This is a genomic window from Hymenobacter gelipurpurascens (genome assembly GCF_900187375.1).
GTDB classification, from domain to species: domain Bacteria; phylum Bacteroidota; class Bacteroidia; order Cytophagales; family Hymenobacteraceae; genus Hymenobacter; species Hymenobacter gelipurpurascens.
The window spans coordinates 178,589-201,081 of the sequence record NZ_FYEW01000001.1; the positions used below are offsets into that span (position 1 = coordinate 178,589).

The following is a 22,493-nucleotide window of genomic DNA, read 5'->3' on the forward strand; positions in this document are numbered from 1 at the left end:
TACTGGTATAATTGTCCTGCTTGATCTGGCGTCCGCTTGTCGAAGCATCTCTACCTCTGGCTAATTGACTGGCCTAGGCCTATTGAAATGAAGCGGTAGAGATGCTTCGACAGGCTCAGCATGACGCCCTGTCTGGGTCTTATGTGTGGCCTTACTTAGCCGCAACGGGTTTGCCGGGGGCTTCCTTTTCGCCCTGGGGCTCTTTAGCGTTGGCGGGCTTTGAGCCTTGTAAGGATTGGATGTAGGAGGCGACCTGCAGAATCTGCTTGCCGGCCAGCTTGCCTTTCCAGGCCACCATGCCTTTGCCCGTGACGCCGAACTTGATGGTTTTGTACACGTGGTTGATTTCGCCGCCGTGCAGCCAGTATTCGTCCGTGAGGTTGGGGCCTACTTTGCCCTCGGCGTTGGCGCCGTGGCAGGGGGCGCAGTTGGTGGTATAAATGGTTTTGCCTTCGCTGAGGTCGGCGGGAGATAGCAGGGCAGTGTAGGTGGTGAGCTTGTTGGGGTCGTCGGCATCAGCCGATACCAGCAGCGTGGCCTGTTGCATCTCGGTTTCGTACTCCGCGGCCTGTAGCTGCCCGGCGTTGGCCACGTGGTAGTAGCCCATGTAGGCCACAGCAAACACTATGGTGAAGTAGAATCCGTATTTCCACCACGGCGGCAGGTCGTTGTCGTACTCCGTGATGCCGTCGTAGTCGTGGCCCATCAGCTCATCTTTATGCTCGCCGGTTACCAGGCGTGTGTCGCCAATGAGTAGGCCGATTACTTTGCCGCTCCAGCTTTCGTGCACCGTGGGCAGCTCGTAGAGCTTGCGCAACTGGGGCTTCATTTTCACCACAATCAGCACAAACAGCAGTAGGAACACCATCAGGACCAGGCCTAGCGTGGCGAGCAGGAACCAGAACAGCAGAATCTGCGCATTGGGCTCAGCAGCTTTGGCGGGGGCGGCTTCTGGGGCCTGAGCAACTGCCGAGAGGGCCGGCAGCAGGAGGGCGGCCAGAGGCCAGTGAAGTTTTTTCAGGCGGGTTAGCATGTGGCAGATCCTTCCTCAGCTTGCGTGGATGATGTTTGCTCCGAAGACTCTAGGCCAGTCTGGTGATGTCGGCGGGTGGCGAGGGCCAGCGAACTGCCGGTTACCAGCACCATCAGGAGCACGATGCCCAGAACGCCCGCCAGCAGCCAGAAAAGCAGGTCGGAGCCTTGGTCAGCGGCAGCCGGAGAAGTGGTTTGAGCGGCGGCGAGGTAGCCCGTGAGTAGGCCCGTGGCCGTCAGTAGGCCAGTGCGGAGGGTTAGCATATGACGTCGGAGTCGAGGAGCGTGGCCTGAGCAGTGTCGTCGTCATCGGAGAGCAGCGGCAGCTGGCTCATAGTGTGCAGGTGCTGGCGGTTGGCCACCACCACGTACACGAGCAGGCCCAGGAAAAAGAGGAAGAAGATGGCGAAGGAGATGAGAGGATATATCTCGACGCCGGCAATGGATTGCAGAACTTTCTTGTCCATGATTGATAGGGTGCAGAGGTTATCTGTCTGCCTTTTAGTAGGGTAAGGGAAGCATCGGCGCGGACTCAAGCAGCCCGCGCCTCTTGCAGAGTGGCCTACTGAGCGGCCGCAGCGGCCTGCTCAGGCTTCACCTTGATATCGGTGCCCAGGCGCTGGAGGTAGGCAATGAGGGCCACGATTTCCCTGTCCGATTTCACCTCGATTTCCTCTTTGCGCAGGTCCCGGACGATGCCCTCGGCTTGGCGCTTGGCGTCGGCTACCGCCAGTTTATCGTAGCCAGCGGGGTAAGGCGTGCCCAGCTGTTGCAGCACCTGAATTTTCTTGGGCAGTGTGGAGTAGTCTATGGTGTTTTCAAACAGCCATGGGTAGGGCGGCATGATGGAGCCCGGCGACATGCTGGTGGGGTCTAACATGTGGTTGTAGTGCCAGGAGTGCGGATATTTGGCGCCCACGCGGTGCAAATCGGGGCCGGTGCGCTTGCTGCCCCACAGGAAGGGACGGTCGTACACAAACTCGCCGGCTTTGCTGTACTCGCCGTAGCGCTCAGTTTCGGAGCGGAACGGGCGCACCATTTGGGTGTGGCAGTTAGAGCAGCCTTCCTTGATGTACAGGTCGCGGCCCTGCAGCTCCAGCGAGGTGTAAGGCTTCACGGAAGCAATGGTAGGCACGTTCGACTTCACCAAGAACGTCGGAATCATCTCCACCGCACCACCAATCAGGATGGCGATGGTAGCACCCACAGCTAGTTGCATGGGGCGGCGCTCAATCCAGCGGTGCCAGTGGCCGGCATCGGCGTGTGGGTCTTCGGTGGCGGGCAGCAAGGCCGGAGCCTGGGCTTGTTCCTGGGCCAGCAGGGAGCCGGCTTTGGCCGTCTTGATTAGGTTGAACATCATCAAGAAAACGCCGCTCAGGTAAAGCACGCCGCCAATGCCGCGCAGATAATACATCGGCACAATCTGCAGCACCGTTTCCAGGAAGTTGGGGTATTGCAGCATGCCCTCGGCATTAAACTGCTTCCACATCAGGCCCTGGGTGAAGCCGGCCCAGTACATGGGCAAGGCATAGAACAGGATACCGATGGTGCCCAGCCAGAAGTGGGTAGTAGCCAGTTTCTTGGAGTACAGCTCGGTACGGTAGAGGCGGGGCCACAGCCAGTAGAGCATAGCGAAGGTCAGGAAACCGTTCCAGCCCAGGGCACCTACGTGCACGTGCGCTACAATCCAGTCGGTGAAGTGGGCAATGGCATTCACGTTTTTCAGTGAAAGCATGGGGCCTTCAAACGTAGCCATGCCGTAGGCCGTAATGGCCACCACCATGAACTTGAGCACGGGCTCTTCGCGCACTTTATCCCAGGCACCGCGCAAAGTCAGCAGGCCGTTGATCATGCCACCCCAGCTGGGTGCAATCAGCATGATGGAGAAAGCTACGCCGAGGCTCTGGGCCCAGTCGGGCAGAGAGGTATAGAGCAAGTGGTGCGGCCCGGCCCAGATATAAATAAAGATCAGGGACCAGAAGTGAATGATGCTCAGGCGGTACGAGTACACCGGCCGGCCGGCAGCCTTAGGCAGGAAGTAGTACATCAGGCCCAGGTAGGGCGTGGTCAGGAAGAAAGCCACCGCGTTGTGGCCGTACCACCACTGCACCAGCGCATCTTGCACGCCAGCGTAGGCAGAGTAGCTCTTCATGAAGCTTACCGGCACCTCCATCGAGTTGACGATGTGCAGCACCGCCACCGTCAGGAACGTGGCAATGTAGAACCAGATGCCTACGTATAGATGCCGTTCGCGGCGCTTAGCAATGGTGCCAAACATGTTCCAGCCGAACACCACCCACACCAGTGTAATGGCAATGTCAATAGGCCACTCCAGCTCGGCGTATTCTTTGCTGGTGGTGAAGCCCATCGGCAAGGAAATCAGGGCGCTGAGGATGATGAGCTGCCAGCCCCAGAAGTGGATCTTGCTGAGGGCCTTCGAGTACATCGGGGTTTTGCACAGGCGCTGCAGCGAGTAGTACACCCCCATAAAAATGCCGTTGCCAACGAAGGCGAAAATAACGGCGTTGGTGTGCAGCGGCCGGATGCGCCCGAATGTGGTAAACGACGTATGCAGGTTGGCATCGGGCAGGGCCAGCTGGAAGGCAGCCAAAATTCCGACGATCATGCCGGCAATGCCCCAGAACACGGTAGCAATACCGAAGTCGCGGACAATCCGGTTGTCGTAGAAGAAGGTATCCACGGCCCGCGCTGGTGGTGTTTCGGGCCGGGCCACCAACGGTTTCGGATCAACTATCATAGCGAGAAGAAGTGAGTGATTAACTTCTCCAAAGGTCCCCGCTGCAGGCTTTCTAAAAGATGACGAAAGTCAGGGGCAGGGGTGATAGTTGTCAGGCAGAGTGGCCTAGCATGGTACTAAACGGGGTTGCGGATGTGGCAAGCAGATTTTCAGGAATGGTAAGAACAGGAGTTCCCCTCCTTAGATAAGGGGGGAGTTGACCAACTATAGTTTAAAAGAACGTCATGCTGAGCTTGCCGAAGCATCCCTATCGCTTTGTCTAGGCCAGTTAATTAGCCAGCGGTAGAGATGCTTCGGCAAACTCAGCATGACGGACTAATAGGGCTGTTCTAGCGTAGGCGTTCTAGGCCACTTCAACTACCTCCAACCCCTCCTTATCTATGGAGGGGAGCTACGTTTATTACTCCGCTACTTAGGCGGAACTGGTCCGGCCGCATCTTCTTCAAAGAGCACCCGAACCGAGGGCGTGTAAGTATCGTCGTATTGCCCGGAGCGGACGGCCCACAGGAAAGCACCTAGAAACGCCAGGGCTACTGTGAGGCTGATGCCGATGAGCAGGAAAATTATAGTCATAAGACGGAGCGAAAACAACGTGAGAAAGAAGCGGAGTGGCCTAGCCACCGGAAAACTTTGCGGCTAGGCCACTCCACAAATGGTGCTACAGCTTCCAGCGCCGTGCGGCCAGCTTCACCAGCAGCGTGGCGAACAGAATCACGCTCAGGGAGCTGATTGGCATCAGGATGGCCGACACAATGGGGGTGAAGTGGCCTTGCACGGCCAGCGTGAGTCCGATGCCATTGTAGAGAAACGACAGCACGAAAGTAGCCAGCACGATGCGCATGCAGCTGCGTGAGAACTGCAGAAACGTGCCCAGCTGCCCGAAGCTGCGCGCATCCAGAATAGCGTCGCAGGCGGGGGAGAAGTGGGTGATTTTATCGGTGAGGGCAATACCTACATCAGCTTGGCGGAGGGCGCCGGCATCGTTCAGGCCGTCGCCGAGCATGACCACGTGGCGACCCTGCTGCTGCAGCGCGGCTACATACTCCAGCTTGCTTTGCGGCGATTGAAAGAACCGAAGCTCCGCCTGTGGGCCGAACATCTGGCGCAGCCGTTCTTCCTCCGCGTCATTATCGCCGGATAGCACCACCAGCTTGTACCGGGGGCTTAGCTCACTCAGGACCGTGGCCAGCTCCGAGCGGTAAGCATTCCGGAAGATAAAGTAGCCATTGGGTTGGCCATCCAGCGCTACATACACACGGGAGGCGCCTGGGTTAGTCGCTGCCGCAGAAGCCAGCGCATCCGTAACGCCCACAAACTTCGCGGAGCCGAGCTGTACTCGATGGCCATTCATCACGCCTTGCACCCCTTGGCCGGGCACCTCTTTAAATTCTGTTACGAAACGCGCAGGGTGGCCTAGCGTCTGGGTCAGGCGCTGGCTGAGCGGGTGCGTGGAGTGACCCGCCACAGCTGCCACTAGCGCTTGCTCCTGCGCCGTGAGAGCTTCTCCCATGTACTCAACGTGTGAGCGGGAAACCTCCGTGAGGGTGCCGGTTTTATCGAATACAATGGTATCGGTGCGGGCCAGGGTTTCGGCTACGGCGGAGTTCTTGAGGTAGAAATTCCGGCGGCCGAATACGCGCAGGGCGGCTCCCAGGGCAAACGGCGTGGCCAGCGAAAGAGCGCACGGACACGCAATAACCAACACCGAGGTGAAGGCGCGCAGGGCCATCTGTGGGTCGCGGGGGTACCAGTAGAGGACCGCGCCAGCCGCCAGCACCAGCGTGAGGCCCACAAAGTAGCGGCCTACGGTGTTGGCGTAGGTTTCTAGCGTCTGCTTTTCGGCTTTCTGGAAAATGGGGTTGTTCCAGAGTTGCGTCAGGTAGCCCTGCGACACTTCGCGCACCACTTCCAGCTCCACGCTTTCGCCCACCTGCCGGCCGCCGGCATACACCAGCTCGCCAGCCGCTTTGCTCACCGGCTCACTCTCACCCGATACAAAGCTGTAGTCAATCTGCCCGCGGCCCTGCATGAGCACGGCATCGGCAGGTACTACTTCCTGATGGCGCACCCGGATGCGGTGGCCTACGCGCAACTCTTTCACGGAAATGGTCCGTTCGCCTTCCGCAGCCAGCAGCGTCACGGCCACCGGGAAGTAGGAAGTGAAGTCGCGGTCGAAGCGCAGGGTGTCGTAGGTGCGTTGCTGGGCCCATTTCCCGATCAGCATAAAGAACACGAGGCCCGTAAACGAATCGAGGTAGCCGGGGCCGCGCTGCGTAACCACATCGTACACGCTGGTCAGGAACAGCGCCGATAGGCCTAGGCTAATGGGAAAATCGAGGTTAATATAGCGGTGCCGCAGCCCTTGCCACGCCGACTCGTAGAAGCCGCGCGCACTATACAGCAGCACCGGCAGAGCCAGCAGTAAGCTTAGGTAGCCGAAAAACTGCCCCAAGCTGGAGGCCAGGCCTTCGGTAAAATCAAAGTAATCGGGGAAGGCCAGCAACATCACGTTGCCGAAGCAGAAAGCCGCTAGGCCCAGCCGGTAATAAATAGTGCGGTCGGGGCCCGCCTGCGCCGGACCGAGTTCGGCAAGCGTAATCTGCGGCTCATAACCTAGAGCTGCCAGCAGCTTGACTACCTCCTTTAACGTTGTCTGGCCGGGGTGGAAACTGATGACAATTTCCTTCCGCATAAAATTCACCTGCGACTCCTGCACGCCTGGGTTCAGCTGGTACAAGCGTTCCAGCAGCCAGATGCAGGAGGCGCAATGCATCTGCGGGATGGTGAGCGTGAGGCGGGCGCGGGTATCGCTGCGGAACGAAAGCAGCTGAGTTTGCACGGCTTCCGAATCCATATAGTCGAAGCGGCCGGGCAGCTCTACGGCGGGAATCTTCTGACCGGGCCGCGGCTCGCTCACGTTATAATAGGAGCAGAGGTTGTTCTCGCTCAGCAGCTCATACACAGTGCGGCAACCGGCGCAGCAGAAACTCTGGCCGTGGGAAAGCACTAAGTCGTTATCACAATCGTCGCCGCAGTGGGCGCAAACGGTGCGGGTAAGCGGTTCGGGAGCAAGCAGAGGTGGCACGCGCAGGCAGGTACTGATGAACAGCCCAAAGGTCCGGCACGGCCGTGCTGGGAAAGATGACGAAGGTCAGGTGTCCGGTTGAGAATAGTCAGCACAGCACGCCTGTCCGAACTGGTACCTTTGGGCCGTTGTTCAGAGAGTGGCCTAGGCCACCTGTCGCCTGTAATTTTTGCTGCCGATGCGTATCACCCGCTCCGTTTGGTTTTTGTTTCTGGTCCTGATCCTGTTTTTGTGGGCCGGTATGGTGTCGGGCATTTCCTTCCTGGAAGCGCCGCTGAAATTCACGGCTCCACAAATTACGGTGGCGCTGGGCCTGGGCATCGGCCGCATTGTGTTTCACGCCCTCAACAAAGTGGAACTAGCGTTCCTGTTGGTAGCCCTTGTATCGGCACGTGCCTTGCGGGTGCCGACAAGTATCTGGGTTGGCTTGGGTATCCTCAGTTTTGTGCTGGCGCTCCAGACGCTGTGGCTGCTGCCGGCACTGGATGTGCGCGCCGTGCGCATGCTGGCCGGGAAGCCCGTCATGCCTTCTCATCTGCACACTTTCTACATTGGCCTGGAAATAGTGAAGCTCCTGACGTTACTCCTCACGGGCGGCCGCGCGTTCCTCTCGGCGGTAGCCGTGACTGCTACTGAGCCCAAGGAGACTCACCAGGTGGCCTAGCATTTCTTATTTGCTCTCCTCATGCCTGATTCCCAAATCCTCCCCGATATCCAGACCGAAGCCGACATCAAGCGGCTGATTGACACGTTTTACGATAAAGTCAACGCCGACGAGCTGCTTGGGCCTATTTTCAACACCGTAGCCCAGGTGCACTGGCCAGCCCACCTGCCTACCATGTACGATTTCTGGAGCAGCCTGCTGCTGGGCACTTCCCGCTACCGGGGCCGCCCTTTCCCGAAGCACATGGCCCTACCCGTCGATATCACCCATTTTGAGCGGTGGCTGGCCTTATTTACCGGCACCGTCCGCGAAAATTTTGAGGGCCCCAAAGCCGACGAAGCCTGTGTGAAAGCCGGCAACATTGCCCGCATGTTCGAATACCGCATCCGGCAGGCCCGCAACCCATTGGCCATTCTGTAGGCCTGTTTGAATTCATTTCGTTCTTAACTCACTAAAAAGCACGTCATCCTGAGAGCAGCGAAGGATCTTTTCACGCTTGAACGACTAGCCTAGCGCTTCGTGCTAACGTGAGAAGATTCTTCGCTGCTCTCAGGATGACGTGCTTCTAGCTTAGAAAAATGCGGCAATGGTTGCGAGGAATCCAGCCTTTCGATTTTAATTATCCCTTAATCTAAGTCCGTTGCGAAACGTATGTGCTTCACCTGGTGCATAACGCAGCCAACAAGACAACACAACGGTTTACATCCCGTATCTTGCCCGACCTGGAAGACGTTTTCGTTTTCCGGGAATTATGTTGTGTTTTGCAGCATACCTGCCTGGATTTACTTTTGCCCTCCTGATTATCCCGCGATGAACGTCTTCATCAACGATATCCCGCTGATCATCAAAAAGAACAGCGAGAAAATATACAAGCACAAGTACGACCTGATTCTGGGCCCCGAAGATGAGTTCATCTCCAAAGACCTGGTAGGCGACGTGCTGGTGCGCGACGTCACGGACGTATTCATCGACCGGCTTTTGCGGCTGATGGAGGTGAAAAAGCTTAAAAAGCTGAAGTCATTGACGTTGCTGGCCCGCAAGAAAAAGCGCCTCATTCTGCACCTCAAAGACCAGTTCCGCATCGTGAAGGCCGCTGGCGGCCTGGTGGTGAAGGATGGCCTGGTGCTGATGATTTACCGCCTCGGAAAGTGGGATTTGCCCAAGGGCAAGCTCAAGAAAGAGGAAGACCCCGGCATTGGGGCCTTGCGCGAAGTGGAAGAGGAGTGCAACATCAAGATTGAGCTGGCGGAAAAACTGCCCAGCACTTGGCACTCTTACGCCTACAACGGCAACAAAATCCTCAAGAAAACCAACTGGTACATCATGCGCTGCCTCGACGACTCGCTGATGAAGCCCCAGGCCGAGGAGTACATTGAGGAAGTGCGCTGGATGACGCCCCAGGAGGCCCTAGCCGTGCTAAACGAGTCGTACGCCAGCATTGAGCTGGTAGTGCGCCACTACCTCAGCGATGTAGCCGGCGAAACTCCCGCCAGCAAGGAATCTGCCTAACCGTGTTCTGATTTTCACCCGCTGCCTATGGTCCTGAACCGCTACATAACGGTGTTTCTGGTGCTGGCAGGGCTTGCCGGCTGCACGGGCGCCCAATCGTCTGCATCAGAAGTCATAAACCCTACGTCGAAGGAGTCTACTTCGGTAGTGGCTGTGGCAGTAGATGTGCCGCAGCTTGTAGGCCACTCCATTGATGAGGTGCGTAAGGTATTGGGCCCGGCCCGCGAAAAATCTTCCGCGACGATAGGCCTAGAGCCTACTCCTGCCCAGATGAAGGCCACCAAGGGCGAAGATTGGATCAATACGTTTGAGCAAGGCGGCCAGACGCTGGTAGTGACGTTTAACGCCCGCACCCGCACCGTACGCGACATTGTGCTCATCGGCTCCGACGAAGACTACCTGCTCCGCGCCGGCAACCTCAACCTGACGGCCTCCAACTACATTGTGCTACCCGTGCCCAACCCCAAAGACACCCGCGAGGTGGTGGGCCTGCGAGTAATATCGCGCAAGTAAGTTCCAAACGCAGATCGGCCCGTCGCAGTGGCCTAGCACCGTGCTAGGCCACTGCGGCGGGCCGAATTGTGTTGGGGCTGAACGCGGCTACTGCTCCTTGGGTACAGCGGGCAGCTGAAAAGGCACGAAGTCATCGACGTTGCCGCCGAAGCGGTGAATTTCGCGGATGATGGTGCTGCTGATGGCCGCCAGGGCAGGAGCCGTAATCAGAAACACGGTTTCCAGCTCCGGATTTACGTGGTGGTTGGCTTGCGCGATGGTGTTTTCATACTCGAAATCGGTGGTGTTGCGCAGACCGCGGAGCAGGAATCGGGCGCCCGTTTCGCGGGCGAAGTCGGCGGTAAGCCCTTTGTACGACTGCACCGAAACGCGCGGCTCATCCTGGAAAACCTCTTCAATCATCGTCACCATTTGCTCTACGGGCAGGTAGCGTTGCTTGCTGCTGTTGTTGCCGATGGCAATAATCACCTGATCGAACAGCGAAACGCCGCGCCGCACCACATCCAGATGCCCGTTGGTGAAAGGGTCAAAAGAGCCGGGGAAAAGAGCAACGCGCATGAAAGGAAAGGGTGAAGTGGTGAATTTGTGAAGTGGTGAAATGCTAGGTTGACGTTCTGGCTTCATGCATTGCGCTAACTGCGCACTGTAGGGCAGGAGAACATAAAACTCACCAGTTCACCTTTATTCGCAGAGGTGCAGGGCAAACAGCTCGAAGAAACGGTATTCGAACACGTCATTCAGGCGGTAGCTGTAGCTGAGGTCGAAGGGACGGTTGCCGAAGCGGATGTTGCGGATGTACTTGCGCAGAATCGTGAACAGCTCGGAGTCGTGCATCAGGTCGCCCCACACCATCACGGAGTCCTGATCTGGGTTGAGCTGCAACTCCTGCATCACCAGAATGGTGTAATAAATCAGGTCTTCGGGCGTGCTGAAGGGAAAGACGTTGCAGAACTCCGGGCGCTTGTCGCGCACGGCCAGGATCGTAACTTCCTGGTGGCCAATGCTGAGGTAGATGCGGCGCGGCGCCGACTGCTCGCTTTGGTGGATGACGCCTTCGAGCAGCGCACTAGTTTGGTGCAGCAGCTTGCCCTCCGGGTAAACATTCTGAAACCAATCGGCCAACACTTTCTCAGCCGCAAATAAGCTCACCACCTCCAGGCTGGCGTGGGAGTAATGGTGCACCGTTTCGTGCTGCGGATCTACGCGGTGGTGCAGCTGCAGATAGGCCTGCTCATCGCCGGCCCGAAACAAAGGCGCCGGTAGCAGCGTGAAATGGCGGTTTTGCACGGCCAGCCGCACCCGGTTCCAGCCCGACTGGCCTACCAGATCATGCTGCGTAACCAGCGCCTGCAGCTGGCCGGCCAGGGAGGTGGCGGGCGTCGCCTGATAATCTTCCAGCACCACAAACTTGTTGCGCCTGACGTCGGCTACCCCAATGCGTAGGCCAGTAGCACCGGCCGTGATATACAAATTATACGCCCCCAGATTGGATGGGTCCAGCGTTTCGTCGCGCAGGCGGTACTGAGCTACCGGAACAGGAACATGGCTGGGCATAGGCGCGGCAGGAGAAACGAGAGATTCAGCAGACACGAGCAAAATAGAGAAGTGGGGCTAAAGGTACGGAGTGCGCGCACGTTGGCCTACTGCCCGCAGGAGTTAGACCAAATCAGCCCTGAAACCGAATCTGCGGAATAAATACATCGTCGGTGCTGATAACGTCGCGCAGCACCGGGTGCAGTTGGGTGGGTAGTAACTGGCCTAGCTGGCGCGGCGTCACGAACTCCAGCTGCGTAAGTAATTGGGCATTAGTACTGTGCTCGGGGTCGGTGCCAAGCTGGGGCTCGGCATGCTCATCAAGCGGCGTCACCTCAAAAAATAGCTCCAGCGCCTGAAGCGTGTCGCTCTTAAACTCGTGCAGATGCAAAAACCGGCCTACGGTCACGGCTAGGCCAGTCTCCTCCTGAAACTCGCGTTGCAGACACTCGCGCAGGGTTTCGCCAAACTGCCAGCCCCCGCCGGGCGGCGACCAGAAAGCGGCCTCATTGGGCAGCATGCCGCGGTGGGCCGCTAGCAGCAAGGCACCGTTGCGCACCAGAATGCCACAGATGCGCACGCGCACCTGGCCTATGTAAGGCAACAATAAATCGGGTTCAGGAACGGAAGAGGGGGAATCGGGCATGGGAATGGGCAGTTGCAGGTAGAGAAGAACAGTAGAACGGCAAGTTGGGTCGCAAATTTCACCTTTCCCTTCAAATAACGTGCGGCCAGGTACGAACCAGCAAGCAGGTCGCGGCCTTATCTTTGAGCCTTCATGATTGACTCTTCTCTCCCTGCCACCGAATCGCTGGAAGCCCGCATTCGTCGTCGCCTCACGCGCCAGCATTTCATGCACCTGATCGGCGCCGATCTAACGCTTATTGAACCCGGCCGGGTAGAAGCCGAGCTACTGCTGGAGCAGCAGCATGAGCAGCACAGCGGCTACGCCCACGGCGGGCTGGTGGCTACAATGGCCGACCTAGCAGCCGGCTTTGCGGCCGTGACGCTGGTGCCCGAAGGAGAAGGCGTAGTTACGGTGGAGTTGAAAACCAGTTACCTGCATCCGGGCGTAGGTAGTAAGCTCCGGGCTATTGGCTGGGTACTGAAAGCAGGCCATCGGTTGCACTTTTGCGAGGCGGAGGTATGGTGCGATGAGCGGCTGATAGCTAAGGCTTCCGCTACGATGGCGGTGGTGAAGGCTAACCCCAAAGCGCCTGCTGCAACCGACGCGCCTGCCTAGGCCAGTCAGCCCGCAGAAATCATATTCCCCTATCTTGTTGCCATGTTGGCCTCTTAACTGCTCGGGGCTGGCTGATAAGACTTCGCATGAAATGGATATTTGCGGCCCTTCTTGTATTGCTGGGTAGCCCCGTGGGGGCACAGCACCGCTACTGGGCCGCTTCCTACGACTCGCTCAGACAGGCGCTCCAACGCCCACAGCCCGATACGTCGAAGCTGCGGACGCTTGTGCACTTATTGGACATAACCGAGCTTACGGAAATCCGCCGCCGCGAGCAGGCGCTGCCGCTTTTGGATGAACTATTGCAACTGAATCAGCAGGCGCACTTCCTGCAGGATGCCCCGTATCAGGAGCTGCGAAAGGGAGTGAACCTGTGGCTGGAGGGCAAGAACTACACGGCCGCCATGGACGCCATGCACCGGGCCGTATACCTGTTTGACAAGGCCGGGCACCCAGTGCCGCGTCTACTCATTGATCTGGCCCCGTTGTACAACCAGATGAAAGCCTCGGAGGCGCGTTTTACCTACTTCCAGCAGAAGCTCACCTACTACCGCGTCCATAAGGTTCAGGAGAATATGGCGGCGTGCTACCTGGTGCTGGGCGGCTCCTACCGCCACCGCGGCGACTACAACCGCGCCATCAGCAACTATCTGCAGGCCGCCGATTTATTTGCCGGTTTCGACCATATGCTGCAGGCTAGCGAGTTGGTAGTGGCGGGCTCGGCCTACGCCGATTGGGGCAACAACCAGAAAGCGCTGCACTACATGAAGCAGGCAGTAGATCTGGAAAGTCGCTATGGTATTGCGGGTCTGCCTCGCTTCTATACCTTGCTGGCAGTAAGTCGTTTGCAGCTGATTCAGGGAAACCCTTCGGAGGCGCTGCGCTACGCCGAAAAGTCGCTGGAATTTGCCGCGCAGCAACCTGATAAAAGAGCTGAATACACGGCCTATGCCCTGGTGCAGAAAAGCGCCGTGTTGCTTCAGATGCAACAGCTCCAGCAGGTGCGGCCTCTGCTACAACGCGCGCAACACCTCGCCGACTCTCTGGCCCTGCCGATTACGGGCCGTCCCGGTGAGTTTGCGTTAGAGGCTACCTGGGCGCAGTACTATACCATGCGGCGCGAGTATGCGCAGGCCGAAGCCAGCTGGCGACAGGCCTACCAGAAAGCCAGCGCGGCGAATTACAATATGCTGCTCCCCAAATATCTGCAGAACCTGGTGCGCTTCTATGATGACCACGGCCAGGCCAAGCAGGCTCAGTATTTTGCTCGCATTTACCTCAATCTAGCTGACACGCTGAGCACGGCCCAAGGCGCCCACCACGTGGCCCAGTACGAAGGTGAGCGGCTGGAGCAGGCCCGCAATGCGCAAATAGCGGAACTTCGCCAGGCCCAGCTGTTGCAAGCGGAGCGTATCAAGCAGCGCAACCGGCTGCTGGGCGTGGCCAGTGTGGCCATCGTGCTGATTTCTGCTCTGGGCGTACTGGCCTACCAACAACTGCAGGTAAAGCGCCGGACGCTGGCGCAGCTCCGCCAAACCCAGAATCAGCTGGTGCAGTCGGAGAAGTGGGCCTTTGTGGGTGAGGTGTCCGCGGGTATTGCGCACGAGCTTCAAAATCCGCTCAACTTCATGAAGAAATTTGCGGAGGTGAGTACACGCATGGTCGATGGCATGCACCACCAGGGCGCCAGTCAGGACTCAGAGCTGGAACAGGAGATACTGGAGGGGTTGCGGCAGAATTTGCAGGAAATCAGCCAGCACGGCATGCGCGCTTCTTCCATCATCCGGGGTATGCTGGACCATTCCCGGGCGGGCACGGGCCCGCGCGAGGCCTCCGACCTGAATGCTCTGGCAACTGAAAATTTACACCTGGCCTACGAGAGCCAGCAGGCACAGCACCCGGCGTTTCAGGTAAAGCTTGTGGCTGAATTATCTCCCGATTTGCCCTTGGTGCCCGTAGTTCCGCAGGACATTGGCCGCATGCTCCTGAACCTGTTCACGAATGCTTTCTACGCCGTGCAGCAGTGCCACGAAACGGGAGCAAGAGTGGCCTACGAGCCCACCGTGCACATCAAAACCCACAAGTTGACGGGCTGCATAGAAATTCGGGTGCGCGACAATGGTTGCGGCATGGCGCCCGAAGTGCAGGCCAAAGTATTCCAGCCCTTTTTCACAACTAAGCCTCTGGGTGAGGGTACTGGCCTAGGCCTCTCTCTCAGCCACGACATCGTAAAAAGCCACGGCGGCACCTTGAAAGTAGAGTCGCGGGAAGGGGAGTACACGGAGTTTGTGGTGCGCCTGCCAGCATAGGCGTTCGAAACACACCTGCCCGTAATCCAGCAAACCTTCTCGCCTAAAATACGGCGGCAACAGGGAGCGGAAAGGAGCGTAGCTTTGTTCTGTTCGAATACTCCGCTATGCTCTCCGTCAGAACTCCCTCCGTCCGCGACTACTTCCCCTACGAACCCACTCAGGATCAGGCGCTACTGTTTCAGCAGCTTGATATATTTCTAAAAGACCAGCTGCCAGGCCGCAAGGCTTTCGTGCTGCGTGGCTACGCCGGAACGGGCAAAACCACAGTGGTAAGTGCCTTGGTGCAGTGGCTGCATCAGATGGGGCGCAAGTACACCCTGATGGCGCCCACGGGCCGTGCTGCCAAGGTGATGAGCACGTATTCGGGAGTGGCGGCCAGTACCATCCACAAGAAAATCTATCGCCAGACCAGCGGCACGCCCAGCCAGGGTCTCACGTTCCAGCGCCAGCCTAACCGCGCTCAGGATACGCTCTTTATCGTGGATGAGGCTTCCATGATTTCCGATGAGAAAGCCTTTGGTCAGAACGGTCTCCTCGATGACGTCATCAACTACGTGTTTGAGAAGCCCACAAACCGGCTGCTGCTCATCGGCGATACGGCCCAGCTGCCGCCTGTAGGTCAGTTGCTGTCTCCGGCCCTCGACCCGGAGCTGCTGCAGCACCGTTTCCGGGCCGATGTACTGTCGGTGGAGTTGCGCCAAGTGATGCGCCAGGCCGAGCAGTCGGGGATTCTGATGAACGCTACGGTGCTGCGCGAAGAGCTGCGGGAGGAACAGCCACACATCCAGTTCTTCACCAAAGGCTACCCCGATATCTTCTCCATGCAGGGCGATAAGCTGGAAGATGGCCTACGCTGGGCCTACAAGAACTTCGGACACGAGAACAGCACCATCATCTGCCGCTCTAACAAGAACGCCAACCAGTACAACCAGTACATCCGGCGCATTCTGTTTGAGGCCGAGGACGAGATTGAATCTGGGGATTACCTCATGGTAGTGCGCAACAACTACTACTGGCTCCCGAAGGACTCCGAAATCGGCTTCCTGGCCAACGGCGACTTTGTGCAGGTAGTCAAAATCATCCGGCGCACCGAGGAGTTTGGCTTCCGCTTCGCCGATGCCCGCGTGCGACTCGTGGATTACCCGGATGAGCCCGACATTGAAGTAAAGCTGCTGCTGGATACGCTCCACACCGACAGCCCGGCCCTTTCCAGCGACCAGAACAAAGCGCTCTACGACGCCGTGAACGAGGATTATGCCCACCTCGAAACCAAGAAAGACCGCACTGCCGCGCTGCGCAAAGACCCGTTTCTGAACGCGCTACAAGTAAAGTTTGCCTATGCCCTTACGTGCCACAAAGCCCAGGGCGGCCAGTGGCAGGCGGTGTTCGTAGATCATGGCTTCCTGAAGGAAGATATGGTGAATAGCGAGTTTGCCCGTTGGCTCTACACAGCTGTTACGCGGTCCTCCGAAAAGCTGTTTCTGCTCAACTTCAATCCTAAGCTCATCGGCGACGCGCCTACGGAGTAAACCTGCCCGGTTTTTGCGCGTAGGGCAGGGCTACACGGAACGCAACCTGTGCCACACGTGGTTAGGGCTTCATAAGAACTTCACGGCTTCGGTAGAAAACTGGCATTCAACTTGCCTCGGCTGCCGAAAAACGTATTTTTGTTTACTTCAACGCTTTCAACTCCCTCCATCATGAAAAAGATACTCTTGCTGGCCTTGTCGCTCTCGACCATGGGCTTCGCCGCGCAGGCGCAGGCCGTGAAACCCGCCAACGCCCAGACCAAAGTAGCTGGTCCGCAAATCCAGTTTGAGGAAATGAAGTTTGACTTCGGCTCGATCAAGCAGGGTGATATCGTTGACCACACCTTCAAATTCAAGAATGTAGGCACCCAGCCCCTGGTAATTTCCAACATCGGCGTGAGCTGCGGCTGCACCACCCCCGACTGGACGAAAGAGCCCGTGATGCCCGGCAAGACCGGCACCGTAACGGCCAAGTTCAACAGCGCCGGCAAAATGGGCATGCAGAACAAAGTCCTAACCATTGAGTCGAACTCAGCTGCCGGCAACGCGATGGTATCGTTGGTAGGTGAGGTGAAAGATGCTACTTCGGCAGATGCTTCAATGGCTACGCCAGCTGCCGTTTCGCCTTCTGAGATGGACGCCAAAGATGCCAAGCAAAAGACCAAAGTGAGCGACAGCAAAATTAAGATGAAGAAGAAAGCTTCCTAAGCTAACCTTCTCCTAAAGAGCTCCACAAAAAGGGTGGCCTACCAGCTTGGTAGGCCACCCTTTTTTATTTGCTTACTCCCGTTAAGCGCTCTATCCGCGTTTTGTATTGCGGAAGCTGCACTTTGTGTAGCTCCCAATGGGAACGGAAGGTTGACCTTTGAGAACCAGGGTTTTGCAAGTCCGCGAAACACCCGCTTCCAATATTTTTACTATGGATCTTACTTCCTTCCGAACCCTAGGCCACTCCGGCCTCGTCGTCAGCCCGCTTGCGCTGGGCACCATGACCTTCGGCACACCGCGCTGGGGCTCTCCCGATGCGGTTTCCCAGCAAATCTTCAATGCCTATATAGACGCCGGCGGCAATTTCCTAGACACGGCCGATGTGTATTCTGGCGGGCGGAGCGAGGAGCTAGTGGGTACCTACATCACGGAGCGGCGCTTACGCGACCAACTGGTGCTGGCTACTAAGTTTGGCTTCAATGCCCAGCCCGGCAACCCGCACGCGGGCGGCAATGGCCGCAAAAACATCTACCGCGCCCTGGAAGGCTCCCTCCGCCGCCTCCAAACGGATTATGTAGACCTATACTGGCTGCACGTTTGGGATATGGTGACGCCGGTGGAAGAAGTTCTGCAAACCCTCGGCGACCTGGTGCGCGCGGGCAAAATCCGCTATTTCGGCTTCTCCGATATGCCCGCCTGGTACACCGCTAAGGCTGCTACGCTGGCCGCCGCGCATGCTGTACCCGGCCCCATTGCCATGCAACTGGCCTACTCTCTGGTTGAGCGGAATATTGAACACGAGCACGTGCCCGCTGCGCTAAATAGTGGCCTGGGCATCACGCTGTGGAGCCCCTTAGCGGCCGGTTTTCTGGCGGGCAAATACGAACGGGCCGAAGCGGGTGCTACCGGCGAAGGCCGGCTCAGTGGGCCCAACTCCTTCGGCGATGCCCTCTTCACGGAGCGTAACTGGCGCATACTGGAGGCCCTGCGCAACGTGGCAGCCCAGGCAGAGCGCCCATTGGCGCAGGTAGCCATGGCGTGGGTACTAGCTCAGCCCGGCGTAACCTCACCCATTATAGGCGCCAGCCAGGTAGAGCAGCTGCACGACAGCCTGGCCGCACTGGATGTGCAACTGAACTCAGAGCAGCTTACGATGCTAAATGAGGCCAGCGCACTTGCTCCAACTTTTCCCTACAGCATCTTCACGCCAGCTATAAACCGCGGCATTTTTGGGGGTAACACCGTGACGGGCTGGCGGTAAGATGCGGCTAGGCCACAGTGTCTGGCTACGTTTTGTATTGCAGAAGCCACGGTTTGTATAGCTCCCCGGCAGGGTGCCTGCCAGACCTTTGTAAGGTCAAGTAGACGGGCATACAACACTGAAAAACACTGCAATGAGCGCTATCAAAAAAGTAGCCCTGGGAAGCCAGGGATTAGAAGTACCAGTTGAGGGATTAGGTTGCATGGGTATGACGGCGGGCGTGAACGGCATGAGTGTGTATGGCGAGGCCGATGAAGCCGAGAGCCTCGCTACTCTGCACCGGGCGCTGGAGCTGGGCGTGAACCTGCTGGATACGGCCGACTTATACGGCCCCATGCTCAATGAGCGCCTGGTGGGACGTGCCATTGCCGGACGCCGTCAGGAAGTTATTCTGGCCACTAAGTTCGGCTTCGAGGTTGATGATAACGAGAACTGGACCGGCCAGCTGAACGGCCATCCGGCCTACGCCCGCAAGAGCCTCGAACGCTCCCTGCGCAACCTTGGTACTGAGTACATCGACCTGTATTACCTGCACCGCCACGACCCCACTGTGCCCATCGAGGATACCATTGGTGAGATGAGCCGGTTTGTGGCCGAGGGCAAAGTGCGCTACCTGGGCGTCTCGGAAACCCCAACTGAAGTGTTGCGCCGTGCCCACGCCGTGCACCCCATTACAGCCCTGCAAACCGAGTACTCGCTCTTTGACCGGGGCGTGGAGGAGAAAGGCAGCCTGCAGGCGGCGCGGGAGCTGGGCATTGGCTTCGTGGCCTACTCGCCGCTGGGCCGGGGCTTCCTCTCCGGCGACATCAAGTCTCCCGACGATTTTGAGGCCAATGATTCGCGCCGCTATTTCCCGCGCTACCAAGGCGAAAACTTCTACAAGAACCTGGAGCTGGTGGAAAAACTAACGGCGCTGGCCGAAAGCAAAGGCGTGACCACCGCGCAGCTGGCCCTGGCCTGGGTACTAGCCCAGGGCGTAGTGGCCATTCCCGGCACCAAGCGCCGCAAGTATCTGGAGCTGAACGTGGCCGCCGCTGGTATGGCGCTGACGCCGCAGGAGCTAGCTGAACTAGAAGCCATTATGCCGGTTGGTAGTTCGGCGGGCGATGCTTACCCAGAGCTGTTCAACTAAAAAGAGGCCTAGCGCTCCATTTTCCTGCTCCGCTGAGTGGGAAAATGGAGCCTGACTTTCGCCCACAATCTTGATACTAGAAGCTCATACTGATGAAACAGCCCGTCAAAGAATTTCGGTTGCTAGAGTCCGTTTCAGATTTCACGCAGCATTTTGGCTTTCCCAGCCCGGTGCATCCGTTGGTGGCGGTTATTGATCTGGAGCAAACCCGGCACGTGGTGCCTCAAACGGCGCCTGCTCTGCGTCAGCTCTACATCATCACGCTCAAGAAAAACCTGAAGGGAGTGATACAGTACGGTCGCGGCGCCTATGATTTTAATGCCGGTGTACTGGCATTTTATGCGCCCGGCCAACTGTGTGAGAGCAACGACTCGGTTGATATTTCGGAGTTGAGTGGCTGGATGCTGGTCTTCCATCCTGATCTGCTGCACAAATACCCACTCGGCAAGAAAATTACCAGCTACGGGTTCTTCTCTTATCAGGTGCACGAAGCACTGCACTTGGCGGCTCGTGAGGAAGGTATGCTGGATGGCTTGGTTAAAAATATCCGGCGGGAGTGTGAGCAGCCAATTGATGGCTTCAGTCAGGATGTGCTGGTGTCGCAACTGGATGTGCTGCTGAGCTACTCCAACCGCTTCTACCACCGGCAGTTCCTGACGCGCCGCCCCGCCGAGCACGATTTACTTACTCGCTTCGAGGAATACCTGACGGCGTATTTCGCGCAGCAAGAGGAGCACCCGCTGCCCACGGTGCAGCACTTTGCCGATGCGCTCCATGTGTCGCCGGCTTACTTGGGTGATATGCTTCGGGTGCTGACCGGGCAGAACACGCAGCAGCATATTCATCAGGCCCTGATCAATAAGGCCAAACAACTGCTGCTCGGTACCTCGCTTACCATCAATGAAACGGCGTTTCAGCTGGGCTTCGAGTATCCGCAGTATTTCACCCGCTTGTTTAAGAGCAAAACGGGCCTTACGCCAGCGGCCTTCCGCTTTTCGGCACAATAGGGGTGGCCTAGAGCTGGCGGGCGGCCAGAAACAGCGTAATCCAGCCGGCAATGAGCAGCACGCCCCCGATGGGCGTAACGGCGCCCAGCTTGTTAATGCCCGTAAGGCACAGCACGTACAGCGAGCCGCTGAAAATGAGCACACCGCCCAGCCACAGCCACGCCGTGGTGCCCAGGCCGCGCAGTTCGGGCCGCAGGTGGTACAGAATGCCGATGGCCAGCAAGGCCAGCGCATGGTAAAACTGGTAGCGAACAGCCGTTTCGAAAGTTTCGAAGCGGCCGGAGGCTTCCAGCATCTTGCGCAGGCCGTGCGCGCCAAATGCGCCAATGCCCACCCCGAGGGCGCCCAGCAGAGCCGCCAGTTGAAGAATAATGCGAGCCGTCATGAAGAGTAGCTTAGGTAATGTTGAAACATGGGGGAGTGGCCTAGGCCACTCCAATAGGCCTAGCGGGCACCAAAAATAGCGCTGCCCACCCGAATAAGGGTGCTTCCTTCCTGCAGGGCCAGCTTGTAGTCGGAGCTCATGCCCATGGATACTTCCCGAAAAGCTTCGTCGTCAGGGAAGTACAACGACTTTAGGTTGTCGAAGTAGCCGCGCAGCTCCCGAAACTCGCGGCGTAGCTGGTGCTCATCGGGGGTGTTGGTGGCAATGCCCATCACGCCGGCCACGCGCACGTGCTGCATGGCCCGGAACTCCGCCGACTGCAGCAACGCTTCCGCCTCAGGCAGCGAAAGGCCGGTTTTGGTTTCTTCCTTGGCAATGTGAAACTGCAGGAGCACCTGAATTTGGCGCTCAAAGCGGGCGGCCTGTTTCTCCACTTCCTGCAGCAGCTTCAGGCTATCAATGCTCTGAATGGTGTGCACGAAGGGGGCAATGTACTTCACCTTGTTGGTCTGGAGGTGGCCGATGAGGTGCCACTCAATGTCGGCGGGAAGCTCGGGCTGCTTGGCGGCCATTTCCTGCACGCGGTTCTCGCCAAAGATGCGGCTGCCCGCGTTGTAGGCCTCTTGCAGCAGCTCTACTGGATGCGTTTTGGTCACGGCGACGAGCCGGGCAGAAGTGCCGGTGAGGTCTTGCTGCAGGCGGTGAATGTTATCGGCTATGGACATGAAGTTCGGTGTTAATCTTCCAGTGCGTTGGTCAGGAAGGTGTTTTTGAGGCCTAGCCAGAGCAGCCAGAATCCCAGAGACCAGAACAGATAAATGCGATAATAGTCTTTGGTGTTGCGGTAGCGCGTCTGCTTGATTTCGGATTTCTCGAATTTGTCTATCTGGCGGAATACCTGACGCAACGCCGCATTATCGGTGGCCCGGAAGAACTGGCCTTCGCCGGCCTGCGAAATCTGACGCATGGTGGTTTCGTCGAGGCGGGTTTGCACAAAGCGGGGGCGGCCGGTTTCGTCGGTGCCGTAGGGCACGAGGCCATCCTGGCCTAGGCCTATGGTATAGATTTTCAGGCCGTAGGCGTGAGCCAGTTGCGCCGCCGTGAGCGGGTCGAGGCTGCCGGCGGTGTTCTCACCATCGGAAATCAAAATGCACACTTTGGAGCGTGAGCGGGAATCGCGCAGGCGGTTCGTGGCCACGCCCAGCGCTGTCCCGATGGCGGTGCCGTCGTTGGGAATCATGCCTAGCCGGAGCCCCTCGAGGTCGTCGCGCAGCAGGTCGTAGTCGGTGGTGAGCGGGGCGAGGGAATAGGCATCACCGGCAAACACTACCAGGCCTATCCGGTCGCCCTGGCGGCCGTCAATAAACTCTTTGGCCACGCGTTTGGCAGCTTCCAGGCGGTTGGGGCGCAAATCCTGCAGCTCCATGGAGCCCGATACATCCAGCACCAGCAGCACATCAATGCCCTCACCGGTCTGCACCACGCGTTCATCCGTGCGCTGGGGGCGGGCCAGGGCCACGAGTGCAAAAGCCATACTCAGACCTAGTACCACATCGGGCAAAAAACGCAGCAGCGTGCTCCAGTCGCGCGGAATCTGGCCTTTCACGAAGGCCACCCCGAGCTTGGAGCGGCGCCGATGGGCCAGCAGCCACCGCACCACAAACAGCAGCGGAATGGCCGGTATCAGCAGCAACAGGCGTGGCTCGGCCCAGGTGTAGCTGGCCAGCGTGGCGTAGCGCACACTTTCCAGAACCGGGGCCAGGAGCTGCTGCCAGAGTTGTTGCATGAAAGAAATACGGGGAAAGTAAGTCGTAAAAGTAGC

The 22,493-nt window shown here is 58.1% G+C and carries 23 protein-coding genes; 11 read left to right on the plus strand and 12 right to left on the minus strand.

Annotated features, from left to right (window positions below; genetic code table 11):
- Nucleotides 1-151: 151 nt before the first annotated feature.
- The 6 genes from CFT68_RS00785 to CFT68_RS00810 all read right to left on the minus strand — a co-directional run bounded on the left by CFT68_RS00785 (nt 152) and on the right by CFT68_RS00810 (nt 6,875).
- Complete coding sequence (locus CFT68_RS00785; RefSeq protein ID WP_088841527.1) at nt 152-1,033, minus strand: cbb3-type cytochrome c oxidase N-terminal domain-containing protein; 882 nt, start codon at nt 1,031-1,033, stop codon at nt 152-154.
- Entirely contained in the window at nt 1,027-1,296 is a 270-nt protein-coding gene (locus tag CFT68_RS00790) for a hypothetical protein (RefSeq protein WP_088841528.1), read from the minus strand. Before CFT68_RS00790 ends, CFT68_RS00785 begins: the two co-directional genes overlap by 7 nt.
- The gene (locus CFT68_RS00795) at nt 1,290-1,499 is read right to left on the minus strand and encodes a hypothetical protein (RefSeq protein WP_088841529.1); all 210 of its coding nucleotides are present in this window, start codon (nt 1,497-1,499) and stop codon (nt 1,290-1,292) included. The genes CFT68_RS00790 and CFT68_RS00795 overlap by 7 nt, the downstream gene beginning before the upstream one ends.
- Nucleotides 1,500-1,594: 95 nt before the next feature.
- Entirely contained in the window at nt 1,595-3,790 is a 2,196-nt protein-coding gene (gene ccoN, locus CFT68_RS00800; RefSeq protein ID WP_088841530.1) for a cytochrome-c oxidase, cbb3-type subunit I, read from the minus strand.
- A gap of 408 nt (nt 3,791-4,198) precedes the next feature.
- The gene (gene ccoS, locus CFT68_RS00805) at nt 4,199-4,363 is read right to left on the minus strand and encodes a cbb3-type cytochrome oxidase assembly protein CcoS (RefSeq protein WP_088841531.1); all 165 of its coding nucleotides are present in this window, start codon (nt 4,361-4,363) and stop codon (nt 4,199-4,201) included.
- Nucleotides 4,364-4,448: 85 nt separating this feature from the next.
- Nucleotides 4,449-6,875: a heavy metal translocating P-type ATPase gene (locus tag CFT68_RS00810; protein WP_245815240.1), complete on the minus strand. Its 2,427-nt coding sequence runs from the start codon at nt 6,873-6,875 to the stop codon at nt 4,449-4,451.
- A 178-nt stretch (nt 6,876-7,053) separates the two neighbouring features.
- Here CFT68_RS00810 and CFT68_RS00815 point away from each other — a divergent pair, with 178 nt between their 5' ends.
- The 4 genes from CFT68_RS00815 (at nt 7,054) to CFT68_RS00830 (ending at nt 9,561) form a co-directional block, all read left to right on the plus strand.
- A complete protein-coding gene (locus CFT68_RS00815; protein WP_088841532.1) occupies nt 7,054-7,539 on the plus strand; it encodes a hypothetical protein in 486 nt (161 codons plus the stop codon).
- 21 nt (nt 7,540-7,560) lie between these two features.
- On the plus strand, nt 7,561-7,959 hold the full coding sequence (locus CFT68_RS00820) for a group III truncated hemoglobin (protein WP_088841533.1): 399 nt from the start codon (nt 7,561-7,563) through the stop codon (nt 7,957-7,959).
- A 390-nt stretch (nt 7,960-8,349) separates the two neighbouring features.
- Entirely contained in the window at nt 8,350-9,048 is a 699-nt protein-coding gene (locus tag CFT68_RS00825) for an NUDIX hydrolase (RefSeq protein ID WP_088841534.1), read from the plus strand.
- Between the two features lie 27 nt (nt 9,049-9,075).
- Nucleotides 9,076-9,561: a hypothetical protein gene (locus CFT68_RS00830; RefSeq protein ID WP_088841535.1), complete on the plus strand. Its 486-nt coding sequence runs from the start codon at nt 9,076-9,078 to the stop codon at nt 9,559-9,561.
- An 87-nt stretch (nt 9,562-9,648) separates the two neighbouring features.
- Here the strand turns inward: CFT68_RS00830 and coaD are convergent, their stop codons facing one another.
- From coaD to CFT68_RS00845, 3 genes are all read right to left on the minus strand, one after another.
- The gene (gene coaD, locus CFT68_RS00835) at nt 9,649-10,119 is read right to left on the minus strand and encodes a pantetheine-phosphate adenylyltransferase (protein WP_088841536.1); all 471 of its coding nucleotides are present in this window, start codon (nt 10,117-10,119) and stop codon (nt 9,649-9,651) included.
- Nucleotides 10,120-10,242: 123 nt separating this feature from the next.
- Nucleotides 10,243-11,151: a DUF3822 family protein gene (locus CFT68_RS00840; RefSeq protein ID WP_141106386.1), complete on the minus strand. Its 909-nt coding sequence runs from the start codon at nt 11,149-11,151 to the stop codon at nt 10,243-10,245.
- A gap of 76 nt (nt 11,152-11,227) precedes the next feature.
- Nucleotides 11,228-11,740, minus strand: a complete 513-nt coding sequence (locus tag CFT68_RS00845) for an NUDIX domain-containing protein (protein ID WP_170934664.1) — start codon at nt 11,738-11,740, stop codon at nt 11,228-11,230.
- Between the two features lie 132 nt (nt 11,741-11,872).
- On the opposite strand from CFT68_RS00845, the gene CFT68_RS00850 reads away from it, so the two are divergent.
- The 7 genes from CFT68_RS00850 to CFT68_RS00880 all read left to right on the plus strand — a co-directional run bounded on the left by CFT68_RS00850 (nt 11,873) and on the right by CFT68_RS00880 (nt 20,286).
- A complete protein-coding gene (locus CFT68_RS00850; protein WP_088841538.1) occupies nt 11,873-12,337 on the plus strand; it encodes a PaaI family thioesterase in 465 nt (154 codons plus the stop codon).
- Nucleotides 12,338-12,423: 86 nt separating this feature from the next.
- Nucleotides 12,424-14,646 (plus strand): ATP-binding protein, encoded by a 2,223-nt coding sequence (locus CFT68_RS00855; protein WP_088841539.1) that lies wholly within the window; start codon nt 12,424-12,426, stop codon nt 14,644-14,646.
- A 107-nt stretch (nt 14,647-14,753) separates the two neighbouring features.
- On the plus strand, nt 14,754-16,178 hold the full coding sequence (locus CFT68_RS00860) for an ATP-dependent DNA helicase (RefSeq protein WP_088841540.1): 1,425 nt from the start codon (nt 14,754-14,756) through the stop codon (nt 16,176-16,178).
- A gap of 171 nt (nt 16,179-16,349) precedes the next feature.
- Complete coding sequence (locus CFT68_RS00865; protein WP_088841541.1) at nt 16,350-16,886, plus strand: DUF1573 domain-containing protein; 537 nt, start codon at nt 16,350-16,352, stop codon at nt 16,884-16,886.
- Nucleotides 16,887-17,097: 211 nt separating this feature from the next.
- A complete protein-coding gene (locus CFT68_RS00870; RefSeq protein ID WP_088841542.1) occupies nt 17,098-18,147 on the plus strand; it encodes an aldo/keto reductase in 1,050 nt (349 codons plus the stop codon).
- A 133-nt stretch (nt 18,148-18,280) separates the two neighbouring features.
- Nucleotides 18,281-19,279, plus strand: a complete 999-nt coding sequence (locus tag CFT68_RS00875) for an aldo/keto reductase (protein ID WP_088841543.1) — start codon at nt 18,281-18,283, stop codon at nt 19,277-19,279.
- Nucleotides 19,280-19,371: 92 nt separating this feature from the next.
- Nucleotides 19,372-20,286, plus strand: a complete 915-nt coding sequence (locus tag CFT68_RS00880) for a helix-turn-helix domain-containing protein (RefSeq protein ID WP_088841544.1) — start codon at nt 19,372-19,374, stop codon at nt 20,284-20,286.
- Nucleotides 20,287-20,293: 7 nt separating this feature from the next.
- Here CFT68_RS00880 and CFT68_RS00885 read toward each other — a convergent pair whose 3' ends face one another.
- From CFT68_RS00885 to CFT68_RS00895, 3 genes are read right to left on the minus strand one after another with little or no spacing between them, the layout of a single operon-like run.
- Nucleotides 20,294-20,671, minus strand: coding sequence for a DUF423 domain-containing protein (locus CFT68_RS00885; protein ID WP_088841545.1), 378 nt, complete (start codon nt 20,669-20,671; stop codon nt 20,294-20,296).
- 59 nt (nt 20,672-20,730) lie between these two features.
- Nucleotides 20,731-21,396 carry a YggS family pyridoxal phosphate-dependent enzyme gene (locus tag CFT68_RS00890; RefSeq protein ID WP_088841546.1) on the minus strand — a complete coding sequence of 222 codons (666 nt, stop codon included), beginning with the start codon at nt 21,394-21,396 and terminating at the stop codon, nt 20,731-20,733.
- Between the two features lie 11 nt (nt 21,397-21,407).
- On the minus strand, nt 21,408-22,457 hold the full coding sequence (locus tag CFT68_RS00895) for a vWA domain-containing protein (RefSeq protein ID WP_245815241.1): 1,050 nt from the start codon (nt 22,455-22,457) through the stop codon (nt 21,408-21,410).
- Nucleotides 22,458-22,493: the final 36 nt, after the last annotated feature.